17 protein-coding genes are annotated in these 20,449 nt (G+C 42.4%); 12 read left to right on the top strand and 5 right to left on the bottom strand.

All coding sequences use genetic code 11. The features are described 5' to 3' along the window. Positions 1-8: 8 nt before the first annotated feature. From BP27_RS0107105 to BP27_RS0107080, 6 genes are all read left to right on the top strand, one after another. On the top strand, positions 9-3,134 hold the full coding sequence (locus tag BP27_RS0107105; RefSeq protein ID WP_027850957.1) for an efflux RND transporter permease subunit: 3,126 nt from the start codon (positions 9-11) through the stop codon (positions 3,132-3,134). A 137-nt stretch (positions 3,135-3,271) separates the two neighbouring features. Then, positions 3,272-3,808 (top strand): YceD family protein, encoded by a 537-nt coding sequence (locus BP27_RS0107100; RefSeq protein WP_051610437.1) that lies wholly within the window; start codon positions 3,272-3,274, stop codon positions 3,806-3,808. Positions 3,809-3,845: 37 nt separating this feature from the next. After that, complete coding sequence (gene rpmF / locus BP27_RS0107095; protein ID WP_027849638.1) at positions 3,846-4,025, top strand: 50S ribosomal protein L32; 180 nt, start codon at positions 3,846-3,848, stop codon at positions 4,023-4,025. A gap of 25 nt (positions 4,026-4,050) precedes the next feature. Continuing rightward, the gene (gene plsX, locus BP27_RS0107090; RefSeq protein WP_051610436.1) at positions 4,051-5,076 is read left to right on the top strand and encodes a phosphate acyltransferase PlsX; all 1,026 of its coding nucleotides are present in this window, start codon (positions 4,051-4,053) and stop codon (positions 5,074-5,076) included. Beyond that, the gene (locus BP27_RS15580; protein ID WP_051610435.1) at positions 5,076-6,365 is read left to right on the top strand and encodes a hypothetical protein; all 1,290 of its coding nucleotides are present in this window, start codon (positions 5,076-5,078) and stop codon (positions 6,363-6,365) included. The genes plsX and BP27_RS15580 overlap by 1 nt, the downstream gene beginning before the upstream one ends. An 86-nt stretch (positions 6,366-6,451) precedes the next feature. After that, entirely contained in the window at positions 6,452-7,000 is a 549-nt protein-coding gene (locus BP27_RS0107080; protein ID WP_211251299.1) for a hypothetical protein, read from the top strand. Here BP27_RS0107080 and BP27_RS0107075 read toward each other — a convergent pair. Together BP27_RS0107075 and BP27_RS0107070 are read right to left on the bottom strand one after the other, a co-directional pair. Continuing rightward, positions 6,989-7,570, bottom strand: coding sequence for an acyl carrier protein phosphodiesterase (locus tag BP27_RS0107075; protein WP_027850953.1), 582 nt, complete (start codon positions 7,568-7,570; stop codon positions 6,989-6,991). The genes BP27_RS0107080 and BP27_RS0107075 overlap by 12 nt on opposite strands. Before the next feature lie 75 nt (positions 7,571-7,645). Further along, the gene (locus tag BP27_RS0107070) at positions 7,646-8,230 is read right to left on the bottom strand and encodes a Fe-Mn family superoxide dismutase (protein ID WP_027850952.1); all 585 of its coding nucleotides are present in this window, start codon (positions 8,228-8,230) and stop codon (positions 7,646-7,648) included. A 288-nt stretch (positions 8,231-8,518) separates the two neighbouring features. Here BP27_RS0107070 and BP27_RS0107065 point away from each other — a divergent pair, with 288 nt between their 5' ends. The 4 genes from BP27_RS0107065 (at position 8,519) to BP27_RS0107050 (ending at position 15,556) form a co-directional block, all read left to right on the top strand. After that, a complete protein-coding gene (locus tag BP27_RS0107065; RefSeq protein WP_027850951.1) occupies positions 8,519-9,454 on the top strand; it encodes a hypothetical protein in 936 nt (311 codons plus the stop codon). A gap of 89 nt (positions 9,455-9,543) precedes the next feature. Beyond that, positions 9,544-10,896 carry a DEAD/DEAH box helicase gene (locus BP27_RS0107060; protein WP_027850950.1) on the top strand — a complete coding sequence of 451 codons (1,353 nt, stop codon included), beginning with the start codon at positions 9,544-9,546 and terminating at the stop codon, positions 10,894-10,896. After that, positions 10,893-13,034, top strand: a complete 2,142-nt coding sequence (gene dinG / locus BP27_RS0107055) for an ATP-dependent DNA helicase DinG (RefSeq protein ID WP_027850949.1) — start codon at positions 10,893-10,895, stop codon at positions 13,032-13,034. The genes BP27_RS0107060 and dinG overlap by 4 nt, the downstream gene beginning before the upstream one ends. 149 nt (positions 13,035-13,183) lie before the next feature. Next, on the top strand, positions 13,184-15,556 hold the full coding sequence (locus tag BP27_RS0107050; RefSeq protein WP_027850948.1) for an ABC transporter substrate-binding protein: 2,373 nt from the start codon (positions 13,184-13,186) through the stop codon (positions 15,554-15,556). A gap of 46 nt (positions 15,557-15,602) precedes the next feature. On the opposite strand, the gene BP27_RS0107045 is transcribed toward BP27_RS0107050, so the two are convergent. After that, positions 15,603-17,246 (bottom strand): methyl-accepting chemotaxis protein, encoded by a 1,644-nt coding sequence (locus BP27_RS0107045; RefSeq protein ID WP_027850947.1) that lies wholly within the window; start codon positions 17,244-17,246, stop codon positions 15,603-15,605. A gap of 218 nt (positions 17,247-17,464) precedes the next feature. On the opposite strand from BP27_RS0107045, the gene BP27_RS0107040 reads away from it, so the two are divergent. Then, a complete protein-coding gene (locus BP27_RS0107040; protein WP_027850946.1) occupies positions 17,465-18,136 on the top strand; it encodes an energy-coupling factor ABC transporter permease in 672 nt (223 codons plus the stop codon). An 11-nt stretch (positions 18,137-18,147) separates the two neighbouring features. On the opposite strand, the gene BP27_RS0107035 is transcribed toward BP27_RS0107040, so the two are convergent. Continuing rightward, positions 18,148-18,702 (bottom strand): response regulator transcription factor, encoded by a 555-nt coding sequence (locus BP27_RS0107035; protein WP_036239686.1) that lies wholly within the window; start codon positions 18,700-18,702, stop codon positions 18,148-18,150. Between the two features lie 17 nt (positions 18,703-18,719). Further along, positions 18,720-20,027 (bottom strand): ATP-binding protein, encoded by a 1,308-nt coding sequence (locus tag BP27_RS15575; RefSeq protein ID WP_051610434.1) that lies wholly within the window; start codon positions 20,025-20,027, stop codon positions 18,720-18,722. Positions 20,028-20,210: 183 nt separating this feature from the next. Between BP27_RS15575 and BP27_RS17110 the strand changes: the two genes are divergently transcribed. Continuing rightward, positions 20,211-20,449 (top strand): helix-turn-helix domain-containing protein (locus BP27_RS17110; RefSeq protein ID WP_027850944.1); only part of this gene is annotated, 239 nt, incomplete at its 3' end.

The raw sequence follows: 20,449 nt of genomic DNA, 5'->3' as shown, positions 1-20,449 counted from the left end.
GTAGCTTAATGGCTCGTTTTTTTATAGATCGTCCTGTATTTGCATGGGTGATCGCAATTATTATTATGTTGGCTGGGGGCTTGGCAGTTTTTAATTTGCCAGTTTCTATGTATCCGCCAGTTGCGCCACCTTCAATTGATATTCGTGCTTCCTACCCAGGTGCTTCTGCTCAAGTTGTAGAAAACTCAGTAACTCAAGTGATAGAGCAAAACCTAACCGGCTTAGATGGCTTATTGTATTTTTCATCTAACAGCTCCTCTAACGGTTCAGCTCAAATTAGCTTAACTTTTGCTACAGGTACCGATCCAGATACTGCGCAGGTGCAAGTACAAAACCAAGTTCAGGCAGCTATGCCGCAGTTGCCACAAACGGTTCAGGAGCAAGGAGTGCGCGTTAACAAATCTAGTACCGGTTTCTTGCAGGTATTAGCTTTTGTATCCAGTGATGGAAAAATGACTCGTGCTGATATTTCAGACTATGTGAGTACTAACCTTGCTGAACCTTTAAGTCGTGTACCAGGTGTAGGGCGAGTGCAGGTATTTGGTGCCAAGTATGCAATGCGTATATGGCTTAACCCAGAAAAACTAGATACCTACAAGTTAACCAGTAACGAAGTGATTGCCGCAGTTAAAGGCCAAAATGCGCAAGTAGCGGTTGGTCAGTTAGGTGGGACCCCAGCAATTGAAGGTCAGGAGCTAAACGCTACTATTAATGCTCAAGATCGCTTGCAAACAGCAGAAGAGTTTCGAGAGATTGTTATTCGTGCCAATACTGATGGCTCGCTTTTACGTTTAGGTGATATAGCTAAGGTAGAGTTAGGTGCAGAAAGCTATGCGTATAAAACACGCTATAATCGTAAAGCAGCCAGTGGTGTAGCTATTTCTTTGGCTTCTGGTGGTAATGCTTTAGAAACTGCTGAGAATATTGCAGAACTAATGGAAGAGCTAAAACCTTTTTTCCCTGAAGGTTTGGAAGTGGTTATTCCTTTTGATACCACACCTTTTGTACGCGTTTCTATTAAAGGGGTTTTTACTACTCTGGTAGAAGCGATTGTATTGGTGTTTTTGGTTATGTTCCTATTCTTGCAGAACATACGAGCAACCATTATCCCAACCATCGCAGTACCCGTAGTACTTTTGGGTACTTTTGGTATTTTGGCAACCCTAGGCTTCTCTATTAATATGTTAACCATGTTTGCCATGGTGTTAGCGATAGGCTTGCTGGTCGATGATGCCATCGTTGTTGTAGAGAACGTCGAGCGAATCATGTCGGAAGAAGGCTTGTCGCCTTTGGAAGCCACGCGTAAGTCGATGGATCAAATTACTGGTGCGCTGGTTGGTATTGGTTTAGTGCTTTCTGCTGTGTTTGTACCTATGGCATTTATGTCAGGTTCTACAGGGGTTATTTACCGTCAGTTCTCCGCCACCATTGTTTCTGCTATGGGCTTGTCGGTATTGGTTGCCATAGTATTAACCCCCGCACTTTGTGCCACCATGCTAAAGCCCATTAAAAAAGGTGAAACACACGAAAAGAAAGGCTTTTTTGGCTGGTTTAACCGTAATTTTGATCGCAGTAGTAGCACTTATCGCCGTGGTGTAAAAGGCATACTTTTACGCCCAGGTCGTTTTATGTTGGTGTTTGCTTTACTAGTGGTGGTTATGGGTTGGATGTTTGTTCGTCTGCCTAGTTCTTTCTTACCTCCTGAAGATCAGGGTGTGCTTATCTCGCAAGTGATTACCCCAGTGGGTGCAACGCAAGAGCGCACTATGGAAAGTATTTATAAGTTAGAGGACCACTTTATTCAAAATGAAAAAAGTGTGGTTGACTCAGTATTTACTATTCAGGGTTTTAGCTTTAGTGGTGCTGGACAAAACGCAGCCATTGCCTTTGTTAAGTTAAAAGACTGGTCTGAGCGTACTACACCTCAAACTGCAGCTACCGCTGTTGCTGGACGCGCTATGGGGGCCTGGCAAGGTTTAAAAGATGCCATAGCTTTTACCTTCCCGCCACCGGCTATGCCTGAATTAGGTGTTGCTGCAGGCTTTAGCTTCTTCTTAAAAGATAACGCTGGTCAAGGGCATGAAGGCTTACTTAATGCGCGTAACCAGTTGTTAGGAATGGCTAACCAAAGTGAATTGTTAATGCGTGTTCGTCCTAATGGTCAAGAAGACACACCTCAGTTCCGTATTGATATAGATACCGCTCGTGCATCTGCTTTAGGTCTATCTATGGCAGAAATTAATGCTACGCTTTCAACCGCTTGGGGTGGCTCTTACATAGATGACTTTATAGATAGAGGCCGAGTTAAGCGTGTTTACATGCAAGCAGAAGCTGAGTTTCGTATGTCACCTGAAGACCTATTGCTTTGGTCAGTTAAAAATAACCAAGGTGAAATGGTGCCCTTTGCAGCCTTTGCTTCTACACGTTGGGATTATGGTTCTCCTCGTTTAGAGCGCTTTAACGGCGTAGCAGCTATGGAAGTGCAGGGTGAAGCTGCACCAGGTATTAGCTCAGGCGAAGCCATGGCTGAAGTTGAGCGTCTGGTTAGTCAGTTACCTCCAGGTTTCAGTGTGGATTGGAGTGGGTTGTCTTACCAAGAGCGCGATGCTGGCTCTCAGGCACCCTTGCTGTATGCCTTGTCATTATTGGTTGTTTTCCTTTGTTTAGCAGCACTTTATGAAAGCTGGATAGTGCCTACCTCTGTGATGTTAGTGGCACCTCTAGGTATTCTAGGTACGGTTCTAGCTAGCTCTATTCGTGGTATGGAACAAGATATCTATTTCCAAGTAGCCATGTTGGCAACAGTAGGTTTAACCAGTAAGAATGCGATTCTTATTGTTGAGTTTGCTAAAGCTAACTTAGAGCAAGGCATGGAACTGATAGAAGCCACTTTAAGTGCTGTTAAAGACCGCCTGCGTCCCATTATCATGACCTCACTGGCTTTTGGTTTAGGTGTTTTGCCTTTAGCTATAGCAACAGGTGCAGGTTCTGGTGCGCAGCGCGCCATAGGTACGGGTGTGTTGGGTGGTATGCTAGTGGGTACTTTCTTGGGTATTTTCTTTATTCCCTTGTTCTTTGTAGTTGTACAAAAAATCTTTGGTAAGAAAAACCTAGCTAACAGTAAAGAGTCTTAAAGTGAATAAGGGTGACTTGTTCTTTGCAAAAGCATAGAATAGTCGCCCTTACAGGTTTGTCCTGTTAATTTTGTGCTTAAGTGTTTTGTTCTTTGACACTTAGCTAAAGTCACTCTATTATTACGCGCTTGAATTTTATGCAAAATGAATACTTGCGTCACCCGCTAGATCCTTGGAAGTTATGTAGTGCAGAAAGTGTAATCAGTATTGATTTACCTATGCAAAACATGCGCAGGCTGCAGGAAATGCTAGTGAGTGCTGAAGGTGAAGCTCATTATGAGTTGCAGTTCAGCCTAGGCGAGCACCGACTGCTGCAAGTTCAAGGAAAAGTTAGGGGTGAAGTGACACTAGAATGCCAGCGTTGTCTGGAAGCTGTAAGTCAGACACTTGAGAACGAATTTATGTGGGGATTGGTGACTAGCGAAGAAGCGGCAGTGAATTTGCCTCGAACGCATGAGCCAGTATTCATAGAAAATGAGAAACTCGATCTTCTGCCTGCTTTAGAAGATGAATTGATCCTAGCCCTACCTTTGGTTGCTTATCATCCAGAAGGTGGTTGTCAGCTACCAGGGCAGTTCAACGAGCAGCAGCCTGAAGTTCAAGTAACTACAAAGAAAGAAAATCCTTTTAGTGCTCTGGCTGATTTGAAAAAATCACTTAAATCCGGGCAATGAATTTTAAAGTTTGGCTTAGTAAACCTGGGAGTAAATCATGGCTGTCCAAAAATCTAAAAAAACCCGTTCTGCACGTGGCATGCGTCGTGCACACGATTCTCTAACCGCTCCAGCTTTGGCTGTTGATGCAACCACTGGTGAAGTTCACCGCCGTCACCATGTGACTGCAGAAGGCTTTTACCGTGGTAAGCAAGTTATTAATAAAGACGAAGATTAAGTATTAGTCTGCACGGGTCAGTGTTGTGCAGATTAACCTAGCTATAGATGCTATGGGCGGGGACTTAGGTCCCCGTACTAATATTGCAGGCGTGCTATTAGCCCTGCTGCAAGACCCCCTTCTTAGCGTTACCCTCCTAGGCAACAAGCAACAGCTACAAACCCTTCTTTTACAGCATCACCTTAGCAGTGAGTTTGCTGATCGTATTCATCTATTAGCTAGCAATGACACCATAGGTATGGATGAAGCCCCTGCCTCGGTTTTGCGTAGCCGAAAAAACTCCTCTATGCATTTAGCTGTTAAGCAAGTGGCTGAAGGTCGATGCCAAGGTGTGGTAAGTGGCGGCAATACGGGTGCTTTAATGTTAATTAGCCGCTATTACCTTGGGATGTTGCCAGGTGTAGAAAGGCCAGCCATTAGCACTGCCATTCCTACTTATAAAGGTCGAACTTACCTGCTAGATTTAGGTGCAAATATTGATTGCCAGCCAGAGCACTTGTTGCAATTTGCTCTAATGGGATCAGTTATGGTTAAGCGAATTGAAGGTAAGGTCAGACCTAGCGTTGCCTTACTTAATGTTGGGCATGAAGCCATTAAAGGCAATAGTTTAGTCAAAGCAACTGCACAGCTGTTAGAAGGCCACCCTAGTGTTAATTACTTTGGCTATATTGAAGGCAATGAAGTATTTAGTGGTGAAGTTGATCTAGTGGTTTGCGACGGTTTTACAGGCAATATAGCTTTAAAAACCAGTGAAGGTTTAGCGCGTTATTTGTCAGGCCAAATTCAAGATTTATTTCATAAAAACCTTTATAGCCGTTTGGTGGGCTTGATGGCGCGGCCGTTACTACACAAGCTGAAGCAGCAAATGGATCCAGTACGCTACAATGGTGGCAGTTTTCTTGGGTTGCAGGGCTGCGTGGTTAAAAGTCATGGCAATGCAGATGCTAAAGGCTTTTCTTATGCTATAACGCGAGCAGCTACTGAAGCCAGGCAGGGACTTGCTGATCAATTACAGCTATCCATGCAAAAACTTAACTCGCCTCAAAAATAATGTTAAAAGCAGACCCGCTAACAGGCTATAGCCTATTTATTATGGTTATTCTTGCCTTGGTTGGCAGCTTTGGTTGGCCTTTTTTAGCTGGTTTAGCCGGATGCTTTGCCTGGTTTGCGGCTAGCCGAATGTTTTCTAGCCTACAACCTTTGCAAAGAATCCAAGTGCTGGTCATGTTAGGTTTAGGCACTTTAGGTTTAGTTTTTGGGCAATTTAAGCACACAGGTTCTTTTTGGTGGCTAAAAGCACTAGAGGGTAATCAGGGCTTGGTTAGCATGTTGTTATCAGTTAGTTTTTTAAGGCTAATAGCCATTACTGACTTAGCAGCTAAAGAAAAGTTACCCCTTGGACGCGCTGCTCTCTGGAAAACCCTGCTAGGCGTACATGCCTTTGGAGCGGTCATTAATTTTTCTGCCATGATTATTATGGCAGACCGTCTAGCCATAAAAAAAGGTTTAACCCCACTACAAGCCTTAGTGATTACCCGTGGCTTCACCTTGGCAGCACACTGGTCGCCTTTTTTTGCTTCTATGGGCGTAGTTTTAATGAGTGCACCAGGCGCTAGTTTGTGGAAGTTGATGCCAGTAGGTTTAGTCTTGGCTGCTTTAGGCTTAGTTATTGCTGGTAGCTTGTTGCTAGCTAACCCAGAAGCTAAAAATACTGATGCCTACCCTATGCACTGGCAAGCATTAACGCTTCCCTTTGTTTTAGCAGTTAGTGTGTTAGCTATTCACACCCTAGATGAAAGCATCCCTGTTTTAACGCTGGTTTCTTTACTGTCTATCCTATTTACACTGGTACTTCTGCTGGTGCGCTATCGCTATAAGGCAGCGCAATATTTGCGCCAACATATTGAAATTACTCTGCCGAGTATGTCGGGTGAGACACTCTTATTTTTGTCGGCAGGTGTTTTGGCCGCTGGTTTAGGCTCAGCATTACAAGCTGCAGAATTTTCCTTACAGTTAGATTACTTTGGACCTTGGCAAGCTTGGTTGCTACTTTTGGTTTTGGTGGCTATATCTGGCTTGGGTGTTCATCCTGTTATTACGATTGCTACGGCAGGTGGCTTATTTTCACCTTGGGTTGAAGACCCTAACCTGCTTGCGTTAGTGTTTTTAATGGCTTGGGCATTGGGGGTGAGTTTGTCACCTTTGTCTGGTACGCATTTAGCCATGCAAGGGCGTTATGGGTTATCTTCTTACGCTTTCACGCGCTGGAATTTAGGTTATGTAGGTGTTTTGTTGTTAGTACAGCTAATCGCACTACACTTTTATGTATTTTTAAACTAACGTTACTTAGTGCTAACATTATTTACAGTATTTAAGGGGTTCCTTAAGTAAAGTTGTGGAAGTGAAAAAAACAGGGAGTGATGGCATTGAATAACAACTATCGACGCATGCTGCAATTATTAGAAGGCATTAAACAACCTGTTTCTATTCCTAGAGGTAGCGCAGGTTTTTATACCGACATTAAGCGTTCAGAGTTGGGCTTAAACTTTGCAGCTAAACTTGATGGTCAGGTACATAGAGCAAGGATGAGTTTAACCCTTACTGCTGATCAACAAGTTAAAATTATTGATCTAGTAGGAACGCAGCCCCTTATTGATTTAGAAAATGCTAACCCTTTATCTGGTCAGGGAGTTTCTAGTTTTCTTGTTAACACCCTAATTAACACGCTCAACAATGTTTTACCTGAAACAGCTGTAATAACAGGCCGTTTAAAAGCACCACAATCACTGGTATTAGAGCCTTTGGCAGCTAGGCGCAACTTTTGGAGACGTTTTGGGTTTGATATTGAAGGTTGGGGCGAAGGGCGAGAGCGAGTCATTTGTGAGCTAGGTAATTTAGAAACCTACGCAGAGCGCTTGTTAGGTTCAGAACTAACCAGTGGCCTAGATTTAATGCATCAGCACTTAATTGACTAGCCAATGCTCTTCTGCAAACTCAATAAGCTGAGGGTAAATTTCCTGAAAGTCATTTAACAATACTAGGTAGTTATCTTCTAGTTCTGGCCAAAAGGGTGCTAAAACTCCTGGCTGTTTTAAGCGGTAAGAAATACCCTTGAGAACCGTTTGAAGAATTTCAAACTCTTGATAGCTACCTAGCCAATCTTCTTCAATTATCCAAGGCGCCACTTTAACCAAGCGACCGGGTAGACTGGTTTGCTTGGCTAGCAATTTGTAAAAATTTTGAGTGAAAACAGCTAAAGGTTCGTGGGAATAGCTTGCCCAATTAACAGCTAAAGCATGATCAAAGAACACGTCTAAGACAATGCCCGAATAACGCCTTAACTCAGGGCTAAACCTTAATCTAGCTTCTGTTATGAGCGGGTGCTGATCTGTCCAAGCATCTAAACGTCTATGCAGATGAATGGCTGCTTCTAACTCTGCAGGGTAGTGGCCTTTTAAAGGGCCTTTCACAAAGTCACCATAAAGGCTACCAAGCAATTGGTTAGGGCGCGAGCCACCTAAATGTAAGTGTGCTAAATAATTCATTTTAATTGACAATAACTTTCTAAAAGGCAAAAAAAACCCCAACACTGAGTTGGGGTTTTCTGCTAAACGCTAATATTAACCAGCAAAGTTTTGGTTAACAAAGTCCCAGTTAGCTAGTGCCCAGAAAGCTTCTAGGTACTTAGGACGCGCATTGCGGTAGTCAATGTAGTAAGCGTGTTCCCAAAGGTCTACAGTCAGTAGTGCAGTGTGACCTTCAGTCATGGGTGTACCAGCGTTAGAAGTATTAACAATTTCTAGTTCGCCAGCAGCATTTTTAACTAACCAAGTCCAAGATGCACCAAAGTTGTTAACAGCTTTGTTATCAAACTCTTTTTGGAATTCAGCAAAAGAACCCCATTTTGCATTAATCGCATCAGCAATAGCACCAGTTGCAGCACCACCACCATTTGGGCTTAGGCTATTCCAGTAGAAAGTGTGGTTCCAAACTTGTGCAGCATTGTTAAATACTGGACCAGCTGGTGCAGCTTTAATAATTTCTTCTAGGCTTTTACCTTCAAACTCAGTACCAGGTACTAGCTCATTTAGCTTGGTAACGTAGGTTTGGTGGTGTTTACCGTGGTGGAAGTCGAGTGTTTCAGAAGAAATGTGTGGTTCTAGTGCATCTTTTGCAAAAGGTAGTGCGGGTAATTCAAAAGCCATGGTGAATCTCCTTTTTTATTACTCATCAAGTGAGGTTGTAGCTATTGGTTCTATTAACTAGATGGTGCCTGTATCAGTTAATTTCAAGGGGCTGATACAAATCAATCAACGCGAGAATAATAACATTCACTAGCAAGTCTTACAAACCCGAGCTATTTAGTGGGATATACCCTAGCAGGTTTAACTAGCTAGCTACTTTTTAAAAAAAGTTACAGTAGCTACTCCCTCGACTTCTTGGCAAAATAGATTGAAATTTGAAAACAGAATAACCACTGGTGAATTGACCTTATGCCTAACCGTAAAGAGCCACGCTTAGAAATTGAAGAAGTAGAAGCTGCTGCCAAGCCAACCGGAGAGAGGGCAGAAGCGACAGAGGCAACTAAAAAACAGTCAGCCCATGCTAGTCAGTCTGAAGCCAAACCAATACAAGAACCTAAGCCATCACCAGAAGCCAAGCCAACACCTGAAACGCAACCAATAAAAGAAAAATTACAAGCGACTCAGCCTGCTAGTTCTTTTAAAAGCTGGTTGGCTATAGGTTTAGCCACTGCTGCTTTAGGAGTTTTGGTTTGGCAATACACGCAAGCTCAACAACAGCAGGCGTCCTTAGGCTTGCTAGCGGATCGAATCCAAGAGCTAGAAATACGTCTTTCTGAAACCGGTGAAGACTTATCTTCAGCAGGTAGTAGTTTTAATAATCAATTAGAGGAAACAAAAGCTACAATTAATTCACTTATTTCAGAGAAATCCAAAAACAATGAAGCTCATAAAGAGATTCGTTCTGCTATAGGCAAACTAGATAGTAAAACACAGCAATTGAATAATGGCTTGGATAAGTTAGAGAAGCAATTAGCCACCTCGCTGGCAGCAAGTGAGTCTGCTTTAGCCCAAAGCAAAAGCTTAGCCAGCAATCTTAAAAGCAATACCGATGAGTTTAATTTTCATATTAATGAACTTAATCAGCGCCTTGCAGAAATTAGCCTAACGACTAGTGCTTTTGATCAGCGTTTGCGTGATCAAGACCAGCGTAAACAACTAGAAGCCTTGCAAAAACAGCTTGCTCAACTCACAACAGAGATGAATCAAATACTGCCAGATGACTTGCAATCTAAGTTAGTTGAGCAGGAAGAAATACTGTCTTCACTAGAAGCTAGCCGTTCACAACTAGTGAGTCGTGTGACACGTTTAATGGAAGAAGTAAGAGAATTGCAACAAGCTAAATAAACCCTGTTAGGAGGCTAGCTAAAAAGTTGCTATAATGCGCTGCCTAAAAAGGAAGCTAGTTATTTTATACATTAAGTTGAGGTTGTGTTTTGACAAATACCCCTGCCGCACCGTCTGGTTCAAAAAATTCACCTAACAAGCGTCGTCGCCGCAGACCAACGAACCGTCGCCCTAACTCATCCCGGGCTGCTCGAAGCACACCGAAAAAGCAGCAGCAAGGAATGGAAAGCATGGCTGACTGGAATCCGCAAGATCACCAGGTGGCAGCAATGGAAGGTAAACTACGCTTTCAAGACTTAAAGCTACCTAAAGAGTTATTACGTGCCATTGGCGAGCAAGGCTTTGACTACTGCACTCCCATTCAAGCGCAATCTTTATTTTATACTCTGCATGGCATTGATTTAATTGGTAAAGCCCAAACAGGAACGGGTAAAACCGCAGCCTTTTTAATTGCCATTCTTACTTATTTGCTTGAAGAAGAAGCACCAGCTGGGCAAAAAATTGGTGCACCCCGTGCGTTAATTTTAGCGCCTACCCGTGAGCTGGTTATTCAAATATGTAAAGATGCTGAAGCCTTAATGCGCTATACACCTTTTAAACTACTATCAGTAGTGGGTGGTATGGATTATGTTAAACAGCGTGATCAGCTCAGAAACGAAAAAATAGATCTGCTCGTTGCAACACCTGGTCGTCTACTCGATTTTCACAGCAAGCGCGATGTCGACTTGCGTGAAGTTGAAGTGTTAGTGCTTGATGAGGCTGATCGAATGCTAGATATGGGCTTTATTCCTGATGTGAAACGCATCATTAGAGCCACGCCCAATAAAGAAGAGCGCCAAACCCTGCTCTTTTCGGCCACTTTTACTCAAGACATAATGAACTTGGCTGACCAGTGGACGATTGCACCACAAACCGTTGAAATAGCAACTAAAATTCAGGCATCAGACAATATAGAGCAGCATGCGTTTTTAGTGTCTGATGATGAAAAAATTCCCTTATTAACCCGCTTAATTAAAAAGTGGGCTTTAACCAAGGTGCTAGTGTTTGCCAACCGTCGAGATGCTACTCGCAAAGTCTTTGAGGCACTCAAAAAGTCGGGTGTTAACGTCGATATGCTTTCTGGCGAAGTGGAGCAAAGAAAGCGCATTACCACGCTAGAAAATTTCCGCTCAGGCCGCATCGAAGTGTTAGTAGCTACCGATGTAGCAGGGCGAGGTATTCATATAGACGATATAAGCCACGTTATTAATTTTAACTTGCCAGAAGACCCAGAAGACTATGTGCACCGTATAGGTCGTACAGGTCGAGCAGGTGCACTAGGTACTTCAATTAGTTTTATTGGTGAAGAAGATGCTTTTGCTTTACCAGCCATTGAGGGGCTGACCAAAAACAAACTGCCTTGTGTTTACCCACCTGACGAGCTGTTAAAAGAAGAGGTATGAAGGCTCAGTGGCAGGCATTAATACAGCAAGCTTATCGAGACTTTTTAGCGGGTAGGGGTGCTAAGGCACGCCGTGGTCAGGCCCACATGATTGCAGACATAGCCAAAAGTTTTGCAGCCATTAAAGAAGACGAAGAAGGTAAACGTACCAGTCAACAACAGTTAATAGCTATAGAAGCAGGTACAGGTACAGGAAAAACCCTTGCCTACCTGCTAGCCACCCTGCCCATAGCTCAAGCGCGTGAAAAAAAACTAGTTCTAGCCACGGCAACCATTGCGCTACAAGAACAGCTTTTACTACGTGATTTACCTGATTTAGCCAAATTAACCAACCTAACTTTTAGCTATGCTTTAGCAAAAGGGCGGGGGCGTTATGTGTGTACTGCTCAGCTAATTAAAGCCCTAGATAAAAGCCAGCCAGAAGAAGATGCCACGCTAGATTTATTTCAAGCTGAGTTAGTTAAACAAGCCAGTGGTTCAGGCCAAGATCAGTTAGAAAAGCTGGCTGAAAACCTCTCTTCAGGTGCTTGGGATGGTGATAGGGATTCACTAAAAGAAAACCTACCCAATGAAGTCTGGGAAAGATTAACCACCGACCATCAGCGTTGCACTAATCGTCGCTGCCCTCACTTTACTGGTGCTTGCCCATTTTTTAATGCAAGGCGAGCAATGGAGCAGTCTGACATTATTGTTGCTAACCATGACCTAGTGCTAGCAGATTTAGCCCTAGGGGGTGGAGTAATTTTACCCTCACCTGAACAAACTTATTATGTGTTTGATGAAGCGCACCACCTACCCGATAAAGCCATTAACCATTTTGCAGCCAGTTTTCGTTTTAATACCGCTTTAAGCTGGCTAAGGCTACTAAAAAAATTTCAGCCAGAAGTTTTAAAAAAACTAGGAGCCTCTAGCCCTTCAGCGGCTAGATTGCTTAACCAACTGGTTGCGCCCTTAGAAATTTTAGAAAGAGACTTAGGTGCGCTTTATGGTCAGCTTTATGAGCAGGTAGAACATCTCCCGAGGGATTCAAGGCCTGCCGTTCATCGCTGGCCTAATGGGGTTTTACCACCTAACTTGTTAGCCTTTTCAGAAGCGTTGGTCATTCACTTTGCAACCCTGTGTCGGGTACTAGAAAGCTTGGTGAACCTATTAAAAGAAGCCCAAGACCCAGAAAAAAATTCTAGCCTAGATGCAGATTTAGCTGGTGAGTGGCAGCCACTCTTGGCCGTTCTACATACCCGTGCTCAGTCTGCCCACCAATTGTGGATGCTCTGTGCCCAGCAAGACCCACCCAATCAGGCACCTTTAGCACGCTGGTTAGTTAGGCATAGTTTAAATGAAGGTGATGAAGACCTAGAGTTATGTGCTAGTCCAGTGACAGCAGCAGGCGATTTAGCCTATCGGTTATGGTCACGTTGCTTTGGAGCCACTTTAACTTCAGCCACTTTAACCGCCCTAGGTAAGTTTGACAGATTAAAACAGCGCGCAGGTTTAAGTGCAGATGCTGTCTGTAAAACCTACCCTAGCCCCTTTAACTACCCAGAGCTAGGTGTTTTTGAAGTACCCAAACAGGCTTGTGACCCATCGCAAGCAGAAGCACATACCGATGCTATTTTAGACTATATGCAGGAATACCTAGATCACCCAGAAGCTTCGGCTTTGGTGTTGTTTAGTTCACGTAGACAAATGAATGAAGTGTATGACGGTTTAGCCAGTCAGCTGCGTAAAATAACCCTGACCCAAGATATGCTGTCTAAAAATAGGCTAATTGAAAAACATCGTCAGAGAATTGATGAAGAAAAGCCCAGCATTATTTTTGGTTTAGCTTCCTTGGCAGAAGGTATTGATATGCCGGGTAAATACCTAACGCATGTGGTGATAGTTCGCCTGCCTTTCTCAACCCCAGATGATCCGGTAGATGCCACGCTGGCAGAATGGATAGAAGCCAGTGGTGGCAATCCCTTTATGCAAATAAGTGTACCCGATGCCAGTATTCGATTAGTGCAAGCCTGTGGGCGATTAATACGCACTGAACAAGACATTGGGCGAGTGACTTTATTAGACAGGCGTATTCTTACCAAGCGCTACGGCAGTCAATTGTTAAACAGCCTCCCTCCATTTCGCCGCGAACTACACTAGCCTGTGAAAGTGAAGCTGTAAACATAAGTAGCCATTTGTTACTTTACGAAACCTAGTTAGTTTTTTTGTTTATCTAACTTAAATATGTACTTTTAATAATTCTATTCATTGCTTATGCTGTTAGTAATAAAGATAAAGGCATATAAAGTATGAATACTCCCTTCCCTAAGAATTTACTCGCTCAGCTGCGCTTCTGTCTTTACTTGCTTCTCCTAGTCAGCAGTCTAAGCACGGCTTCTGATACTGTGGTTATTCAACTTAAGTGGCTTCATCAGTTTCAGTCTGCAGGTTATTATGCCGCCTTAGATCAAGGCTACTTTGCCGAAGAGGGTTTAAATGTTGAGTTAAGGGAAAGGGATATAGAGCTAAGCAATGTTGATCAAGTATTAGCTGGTGAAGCTCAGTATGGTGTAACTGACTCCATAATTTTGCTTAATCAGACGCAAAGAAACGGTGTTATTTTAGTTGCACCTATTTTCCAGCACTCACCCAATGTTTTGATTAGTTTGCGCTCTTCAAACATTAATCGACCTACAGACTTAGTGGGTCGTCGTTTAGCCTTTTATGAAAACGATACAGACGGTATTTCTGTACTTGCTATGCTTGCAGAGCAAGGTGTATTGAAAGACGGTCTTATAAAAGTTGATTTATCTAATCGTATTGAACGGCTTATTAGTGGTGAGGTTGATGCCATTGCAGCCTACAGCACCAATGAGCCTGTTGTGCTTAGAGAGTTAGGCTACTCCATTAATATTCTTGACCCTAAACATTACGGAATGGATTTCTACGGTGACGTGTTTTTCACCAGCACTGATGAAGCAAATAAACACCCCAGTAGAGTTGCTGCTATGCGCCGCGCTGTATTGCGAGGCTGGGAATATGCGCTAGACAATAAAGAAGAAATTGTTGATTTAATTCTTAGAGATTACAACACTCAAAATAAAACCAAACAAGCCCTTATGACCGAAGCACAGGGGCTAGAAACGCTTGTTGCCAGGCATACAACCGAATTAGGTACCCTGGTACCGGGTCGTTTAGAGTATATGCTGGCGCTCTTAGCTAAAACTAAAATAATTGAAACCGAGTTAACTCAATCAGACTATGAGCAAAGAATTGGGCGCTTAATTTTTGATAGTCAGCCTAATAAGGCACTTAATTTAACGCCAGAAGAGCAAGCCTTCTTAGCATCTAACCCTACTTTAAAAGTTGGGGTAGACCGTAACTGGCCACCTTTTGAATACCTAGATACCAAAGACATAGTTTTACAGGGTATAAGCAGAGACTACATAAGACTGTTAGAAGAATTGCTGCACCTGAAATTTGCAATTCAAGACCAGCTCAGTTGGCCAGAAACTCTAGATGAAGCTAAAGCTGGGGGTGTGGATTTCTTTCCAGCCATTACCAAAACACCAGAAAGAAGCCAGTATTTGAGCTTTACCCAGCCTTATATTCGTTCCCCGATGATTATCGTGACTGATAATCAGGTTAGCTTTATTTCTAATATGAATGAGTTGAATGCTAGGCGTGTAGCCGTGGTAAAAGGCTATGCATCACATGAAATGCTAGAAAAACACCACCCCTTGATTCAACTTGATTTAAGAGATAGTGCCATAGAAGCTTTAAAAGCTGTCGCGGCAGGAGAAGTTGATGCTTTTATAGATAATCTTGCTGTTGCAAGCTACTTAATACGTACACAGGGTTTGGCAAACTTAAAAATATCGGGTCAAACACCCTATTCTTTTGACTTGTCTATGGCTGTACAAAAAGACCAGCTACTTCTTAAATCTATTTTAGATAAAGCACTAGCACATATTTCTAGACAGCAACACACTAACATTTATGATAGCTGGGTGACCTTAGAGGTTGAAAAGGGTTTTCCTTGGAGCAAGTTTTTACCGCCCTTTATTGGTTTAGGTTTAACTTTGCTAGTGCTCTGTTGTTATACCATCTATTTATTTAAGCTTAATCAGCGCATTAGAGTGGTGAACTGCAAACTAAAGAAAGCGGAGCTTGCCTTAAAAGAAAAAAATATTCAGTTAGAAAAAGCCTCCGTTACCGACAAGCTAACGGGTGCCTATAACCGTCACTATTTAGATAAAGCTTTACAAGATTTGTTGGCACTAGCACAAAGGCATAAAAGACCTATGTCTATTGCTTTGTTTGATTTAGATTTGTTTAAAAAAGTGAATGATAACTTTGGTCATCAGGTAGGAGATAAAGTCCTTCAGGCCTTTGTTGAGTTGGTTGATAAAAATACGCGAGTGAATGATGTGTTCGGACGTTGGGGTGGTGAAGAGTTTTTATTAATTTGTCCTGAAACCAACAAAGAACAGGCTTGTTTGGTGGTTGAAAAAATTAGATCAGCTTTAGAAAAACAGTTTTTTGATGAAGGCATAAAGCAAACTGTGAGTGCCGGAATAGTAGAGGCTAAACAGGGTTTAACCGTTGATGACTTGCTTTCTTTAGCAGATGAGAAACTCTATTTAGCAAAAGGAGCAGGGCGGAATAAGGCCATGAGCTGAACCTAACTTCTATTCAACTCATGGCAAACTTATGATTGCTTAATAACTAAGTTTTAAACTGACTGACCTGCCCATTAAGGGTTTCAGCTAACCGCGCTAGATCCTGGCTAGCTTGGGTTGTGTGTTCAGAACCCTCTCTAGTTTGGCTAGAAAGCTCATTGATATTAACCACATTACGGTTTATCTCATCAGATACAGCCGCTTGTTCCTCAGCAGCACTGGCAATTTGTGTATTCATATCATTAATTATTTGAATCGCTTCACTCACCATATCCAAAGCCTCTGCAGTTTCTTTGGCATGGTTAACTGTATCTACCGCTTTTTTACGGCTTTCAGACATGGCACGGTAAGATTCATTTGCTTCTTTTACTAAGGTTTCAATCGTAACCTGGATTTCGTTAGTGCTTTCCTGAGTGCGAGCAGCGAGTCCTCGAACTTCATCGGCAACCACTGCAAAACCTCGACCATGCTCACCAGCACGGGCCGCTTCAATGGCAGCATTTAAAGCCAGTAGGTTGGTTTGTTCGGCAACAGAGCTAATTACATCCATAACCACACCAATATTTTCCGTACCCTCTTTGAGGTGGTCGAGGGTTAAGGCCGTTTGTTCAATGCTCTGATCTAAGTCTGCTAAGGTTTTAAGTGTAGCTTTTAAGCGCTCTTCACCTTGCTGGGCTTGGTCTATGGCATTTCTAGCTGCCGCCGCCGCTTGTGTGGCATTGGTAGCAACTTCTTGTACTGTGGCTGTCATCTCGTTCATGGCTGTAGCAACCTGATCGGTCTCTAAGCTTTGCTGGTGAACGGTTTGAGAACTTTGTTGAGTAACTGCAGAAAGCTCTTCAGCAGCGGCAGAAACGGATAGCGATGACTGGTGTGTTTGTTTAACCAGTTCTTGAATCTTACTAATAAAACCATTAAATGCATTGTTGATTTGGGTTAGCTCATCTTTACCATCTAAGGGTAAGCGATGCGTAAGGTCGCCATCGCCGTCGGCAATATCACGCATTTTAACTAGCATGTTACCCAGTGGCCGCTTAATAGAATTTATAATGAGTAGAATTAAACCACCCATAATAATGCTAGCCAATATAAAGCTAGTGATCAGTTTTAACGCATGCTTCCATAGCAGAGCATTCATGGTGTCTAAGTAAACGCCATTGATGACAACAAGATTCCAGGGCGTGAATATTTGGTAGCTAGCCAGCTTGGTGACTGGTTCAGAAAAACCCAGTTTATCCCACATATAAGTAGAGTAACCTTGGTTGCTATGTCTGGCTTTTTCTAAAATATCTTCAATAAAGGCAAAGCCTTCTACGTCTTTAACCCTAAGCATGTTGGTGCCTTCTAGCGAGGCGTTAGGATGCATAAGGGCAGTGCCTTGAAGGTTAAAAATAGAGAAGTAGTCTCGGTCTTTACCAGTAGTAAAACGAAAGTCCTTAATCATATTAAAGGCTTTACTTTTTGCTTCTTCAGTGCTGATTAATCCTTGTTCAGCCTGTTGGTGATAATGCTCTAAGGTGGTGTTGCTTAGCTCAAGTAATTGCTTTAGCTGAAGATTTTTTTGATTTAGAATGGCTGTACGCTCTTGCTGAATAGCTAGAAAGCTGAGTAGCCCCATAGTGATAACTGCTAAGACTAGAATAAGCCATAGTCGAAGGTTGATCGTGAGTTGTCTAAGCATAAGCTGCATAGAAAAAATCTCCAAAATTACTGAAAGTAGTGTGAAAGCAAAATAGATCGAAGATTTTTATTGTTATAGAGCTGTGACTAATTTTTTTGCTCAGTTAAGATGTATATTATTATTTTGTTTAGGGTGCGCAATTATGCCTTTAAAACGCGATGGGTTTCTAGTTTTATTCTATAGAGAATTGTTAACCAGTTTTTTTCTACTACTTAAAGGGCAAAAACATGAGTTTTTCGGCTAGCCTTCATCCTGAAAATCTCGGGTGGATTGCTTGGGTTTTATACTTGGTATTTTTAGCCGTTGCCTTGTGGCAGGTGCCTTGGAAAATTTTACTAAGAGAAAGAGGTTTGCAGCACCTTTTTTTAGGCAGCATTGTTCTTGTAGCTTTTTTATGGCAAATGCGTGCAGGCATTAGCTCACAAGTGGCTATCCACCTTATTCTAGCAACCAGCCTTACACTCATGTTTTATTGGCCTATGGCTCTGATTGCTACAAGTATTGCTCTGTTGAGTCTAACCTTTAGCGGTAAAGCAACTTGGGATATGTTTGGCATTAATGCGCTGTTAATTTGTGTTTTGCCTGTTTTTGTTAGTCATTGGGTATGGCGTTTTGTGGAGTGGAAGCTGCCCGCTAATTATTTTATTTTTGTTTTGGTTGCTGCAGGTGTTGGCAGTATTTTAGCTGTTTTAAGCACAGGCTTAGCGGTTATTTTAATTACCTGGATTTATATTTCAGGTCATCAGTTTACCCATTTGGCACAAAACTATTTCTTGTTTCTACCCCTTACCCTACCTCCAGAAGCCGTTGTTAATGGCATGATTATCAGTGGGTTAACTGCTTATATGCCTGATTGGGTGAGGGCTTTTGATCCCAAAAAATACCTAGATGGAGCTTAACAGAAAGCTGGTTAACGCCTTACAGGTCGCTTTTGTAGCTTGCGTTGTAAAGTACGGCGGTGCATGCCTAAAGCGCGTGCAGTAGCAGAAATGTTGCCATCATTTTCATGTAAAACTTTTTGTATATGCTCCCAGGTTAGGCGGTTAACCGACATGGGTTGTTCAGCTAGAGGGGCATCTGGGTTGCCTTCTTGCTTTTGGAAGGCAGCAAGAATTTCATCAGCATCTGCCGGTTTGCAAAGGTAATTGACTGCACCTAGTTTTATGGCTTCAACTGCGGTTGCTATGCTGGAATAACCGGTTAGTACCACAATTTTAGACTGAGGCGATACTTCAGCTAACTGAGGCAAAAGGTTCAAGCCTGAGCTACTCTCTAGTTTTAAGTCTAAGCTAATTAGGTCTGGCTCGAAGCTTTGAGTTTTTTCTAGGGCTTGCGCTTCATTAGCAGCCACTTCAACCTCATAACCTCGTTTTAAAAAAGCACGCTCTAGTACATGAGTAAAAATATCGTCATCATCTATAACTAGAATACGTGTGCTTTCTTCTTGCTGATCGTCACTACACATGAAACTACTTCTCCTTTTTAATTCTTAGCTGCCACTGATTTCTTAGCTACAGTCGCTTTAACAGGAAACCTGACCTCGGTTAAAGTTCCGCCGTGTTTATGATTATACAGGTGAACAGTGCCCCCTAACCGATTTATCGTGGCATGAGTTAAAAACAACCCCAAACCTAAACCTTTACTTTTGGTCGATAAAAAAGTTTGACCTAAGCGTTCAGCTATTTCCATTGGAATACCTGGGCCTTGGTCATGGATATCAATTTGTGCTTCTTGTTTAGTCCAGTCTATAACAATCGTTACTGGTTCATCGCTGGCATCGGCTGCATTATTTAACAGGTTAATTAACGCTTGCTGTAGAGTAATGTCATTACAAATACGGGGTTCATCTTGGCTGTTATCTGACCAGTCAATGCAGTAGCGCACATCGGGTCGTAATACTTCCCAGTGTTCTAAAAGTTGTTTTAAAAAGCATTTAAGGGGTTTGCAATCTGGATTGAGTAACCTACTACGATCTGCATTACTAACTAAAGACTGAAGAGTAACTTTACAAGTATCTACCTGTTTGCGTAGTAGGTCTAAGTCTGCACTTAATTCTTTATCACTCGTATATTCATTACTCAGTTCTTTTAGTATGACCGCCATAGTTGAAAGAGGGGTACCTAGTTCATGTGCAGTACCCGCTGCTTGAGTAGCCACTGCAATTATTTGCTCATCGCGTAAGGAGTGTTCGCGTGTTTGAGATAAATCAGCATCCCTTTGACGTAAAGATTGAGCCATTTTAAAAATAAATACACTAATTAAGCTGGTACTGAGTACAAAGTTTGCCCATCTACCTAATAAATGCACGTTTAATTCACTGGTTTCAGCTAGGTGTTCAAGTTGCGGTACAGGCTGATGAAAAAGCATTAAAAGTGGGTAGGCGAATAAGATATATGCAGCAATAATCCAAGTTGAACGCCAAGGCAAGGTTGCGGCTGAAATGGTTAAAGGCACTAAAAAATAAGAAATAAAGGGATTGTTAGCACCACCTGTAAAATAAAATAGCAGGCTTAAACCAAGTAGATCGGCTAAAAGGTGTAATAAGTATTCTGTATCAGTAACAGGACCAGGCCAGCTAAGTCGCCACCAGGTGAGTAGGTTAACTAAAGCCATGGCTAGAATAACTGAAAAGACAGCAACAACTTGTAACTGAAAATTTAAAACTTCTAACCCAAAGATGATACCGCCTAAGAAACCTGTCCAAGTAATACCTCTTACCAAGGTTAAGCGTAGTAAGTTACGACCGGGAGTAGAAAGTGGTAGAGGTTGAGTTGAATAGTTGGCAGGCAAGTGTTATTTCCTAAATAAATTGAGCCGGGCTATTGAGTGAATTTGTTTATTAGCCTAGCTGATTGATAGTTTAATTATACTAACCTGGATTCAACTCTCAAGTGCAACTCATTAAACTAGGATTGGATGGCAAGCTGCTGTAGCATCTTATGCTTTTCAATCGACCAAGAATGAGAAGCAAACATGAGACACTACACACAGCTCACCAGAGAGCAACGATACCAAATATCTGCCCTGCTTGATAACAATTTAACCCAAACTGAGATCGCTAAAACGCTTGGTGTTCACAAATCAACCATTAGTCGAGAGCTTAAACGTAATACAGGCAAACGTGGATATCGGCCTAAACAGGCTCACGAATTTACCGAAGAAAGGATCAAACAACGCTCAAAAAAACGCTTTATTGAGCCTATTTGGGGTGT

Origin of the sequence: Marinospirillum insulare DSM 21763 (genome assembly GCF_000686905.1) — a bacterium.
Classification (GTDB): Bacteria; Pseudomonadota; Gammaproteobacteria; order Pseudomonadales; family Halomonadaceae; genus Marinospirillum; species Marinospirillum insulare.
Note: the sequence above shows the minus strand (reverse complement) of the source record. Positions and strands in the feature narration are given on the sequence as shown.

What these genes read in the sequence shown, in the direction of transcription:
- BP27_RS0107040 (WP_027850946.1), top strand. Translation starts at nt 17,465, where the DNA reads ATGAGTTTTTCGGCTAGCCTTCATCCTGAAAATCTCGGGTGGATTGCT.
- BP27_RS0107035 (WP_036239686.1), bottom strand. Translation starts at nt 18,702, where the DNA reads ATGTGTAGTGACGATCAGCAAGAAGAAAGCACACGTATTCTAGTTATA.
- dinG (WP_027850949.1), top strand. Translation starts at nt 10,893, where the DNA reads ATGAAGGCTCAGTGGCAGGCATTAATACAGCAAGCTTATCGAGACTTT.
- BP27_RS0107045 (WP_027850947.1), bottom strand. Translation starts at nt 17,246, where the DNA reads ATGCAGCTTATGCTTAGACAACTCACGATCAACCTTCGACTATGGCTT.
- BP27_RS0107065 (WP_027850951.1), top strand. Translation starts at nt 8,519, where the DNA reads ATGCCTAACCGTAAAGAGCCACGCTTAGAAATTGAAGAAGTAGAAGCT.
- BP27_RS0107075 (WP_027850953.1), bottom strand. Translation starts at nt 7,570, where the DNA reads ATGAATTATTTAGCACACTTACATTTAGGTGGCTCGCGCCCTAACCAA.
- BP27_RS0107070 (WP_027850952.1), bottom strand. Translation starts at nt 8,230, where the DNA reads ATGGCTTTTGAATTACCCGCACTACCTTTTGCAAAAGATGCACTAGAA.
- rpmF (WP_027849638.1), top strand. Translation starts at nt 3,846, where the DNA reads ATGGCTGTCCAAAAATCTAAAAAAACCCGTTCTGCACGTGGCATGCGT.
- BP27_RS0107105 (WP_027850957.1), top strand. Translation starts at nt 9, where the DNA reads ATGGCTCGTTTTTTTATAGATCGTCCTGTATTTGCATGGGTGATCGCA.
- BP27_RS0107100 (WP_051610437.1), top strand. Translation starts at nt 3,272, where the DNA reads ATGCAAAATGAATACTTGCGTCACCCGCTAGATCCTTGGAAGTTATGT.
- BP27_RS0107050 (WP_027850948.1), top strand. Translation starts at nt 13,184, where the DNA reads ATGAATACTCCCTTCCCTAAGAATTTACTCGCTCAGCTGCGCTTCTGT.
- BP27_RS15580 (WP_051610435.1), top strand. Translation starts at nt 5,076, where the DNA reads ATGTTAAAAGCAGACCCGCTAACAGGCTATAGCCTATTTATTATGGTT.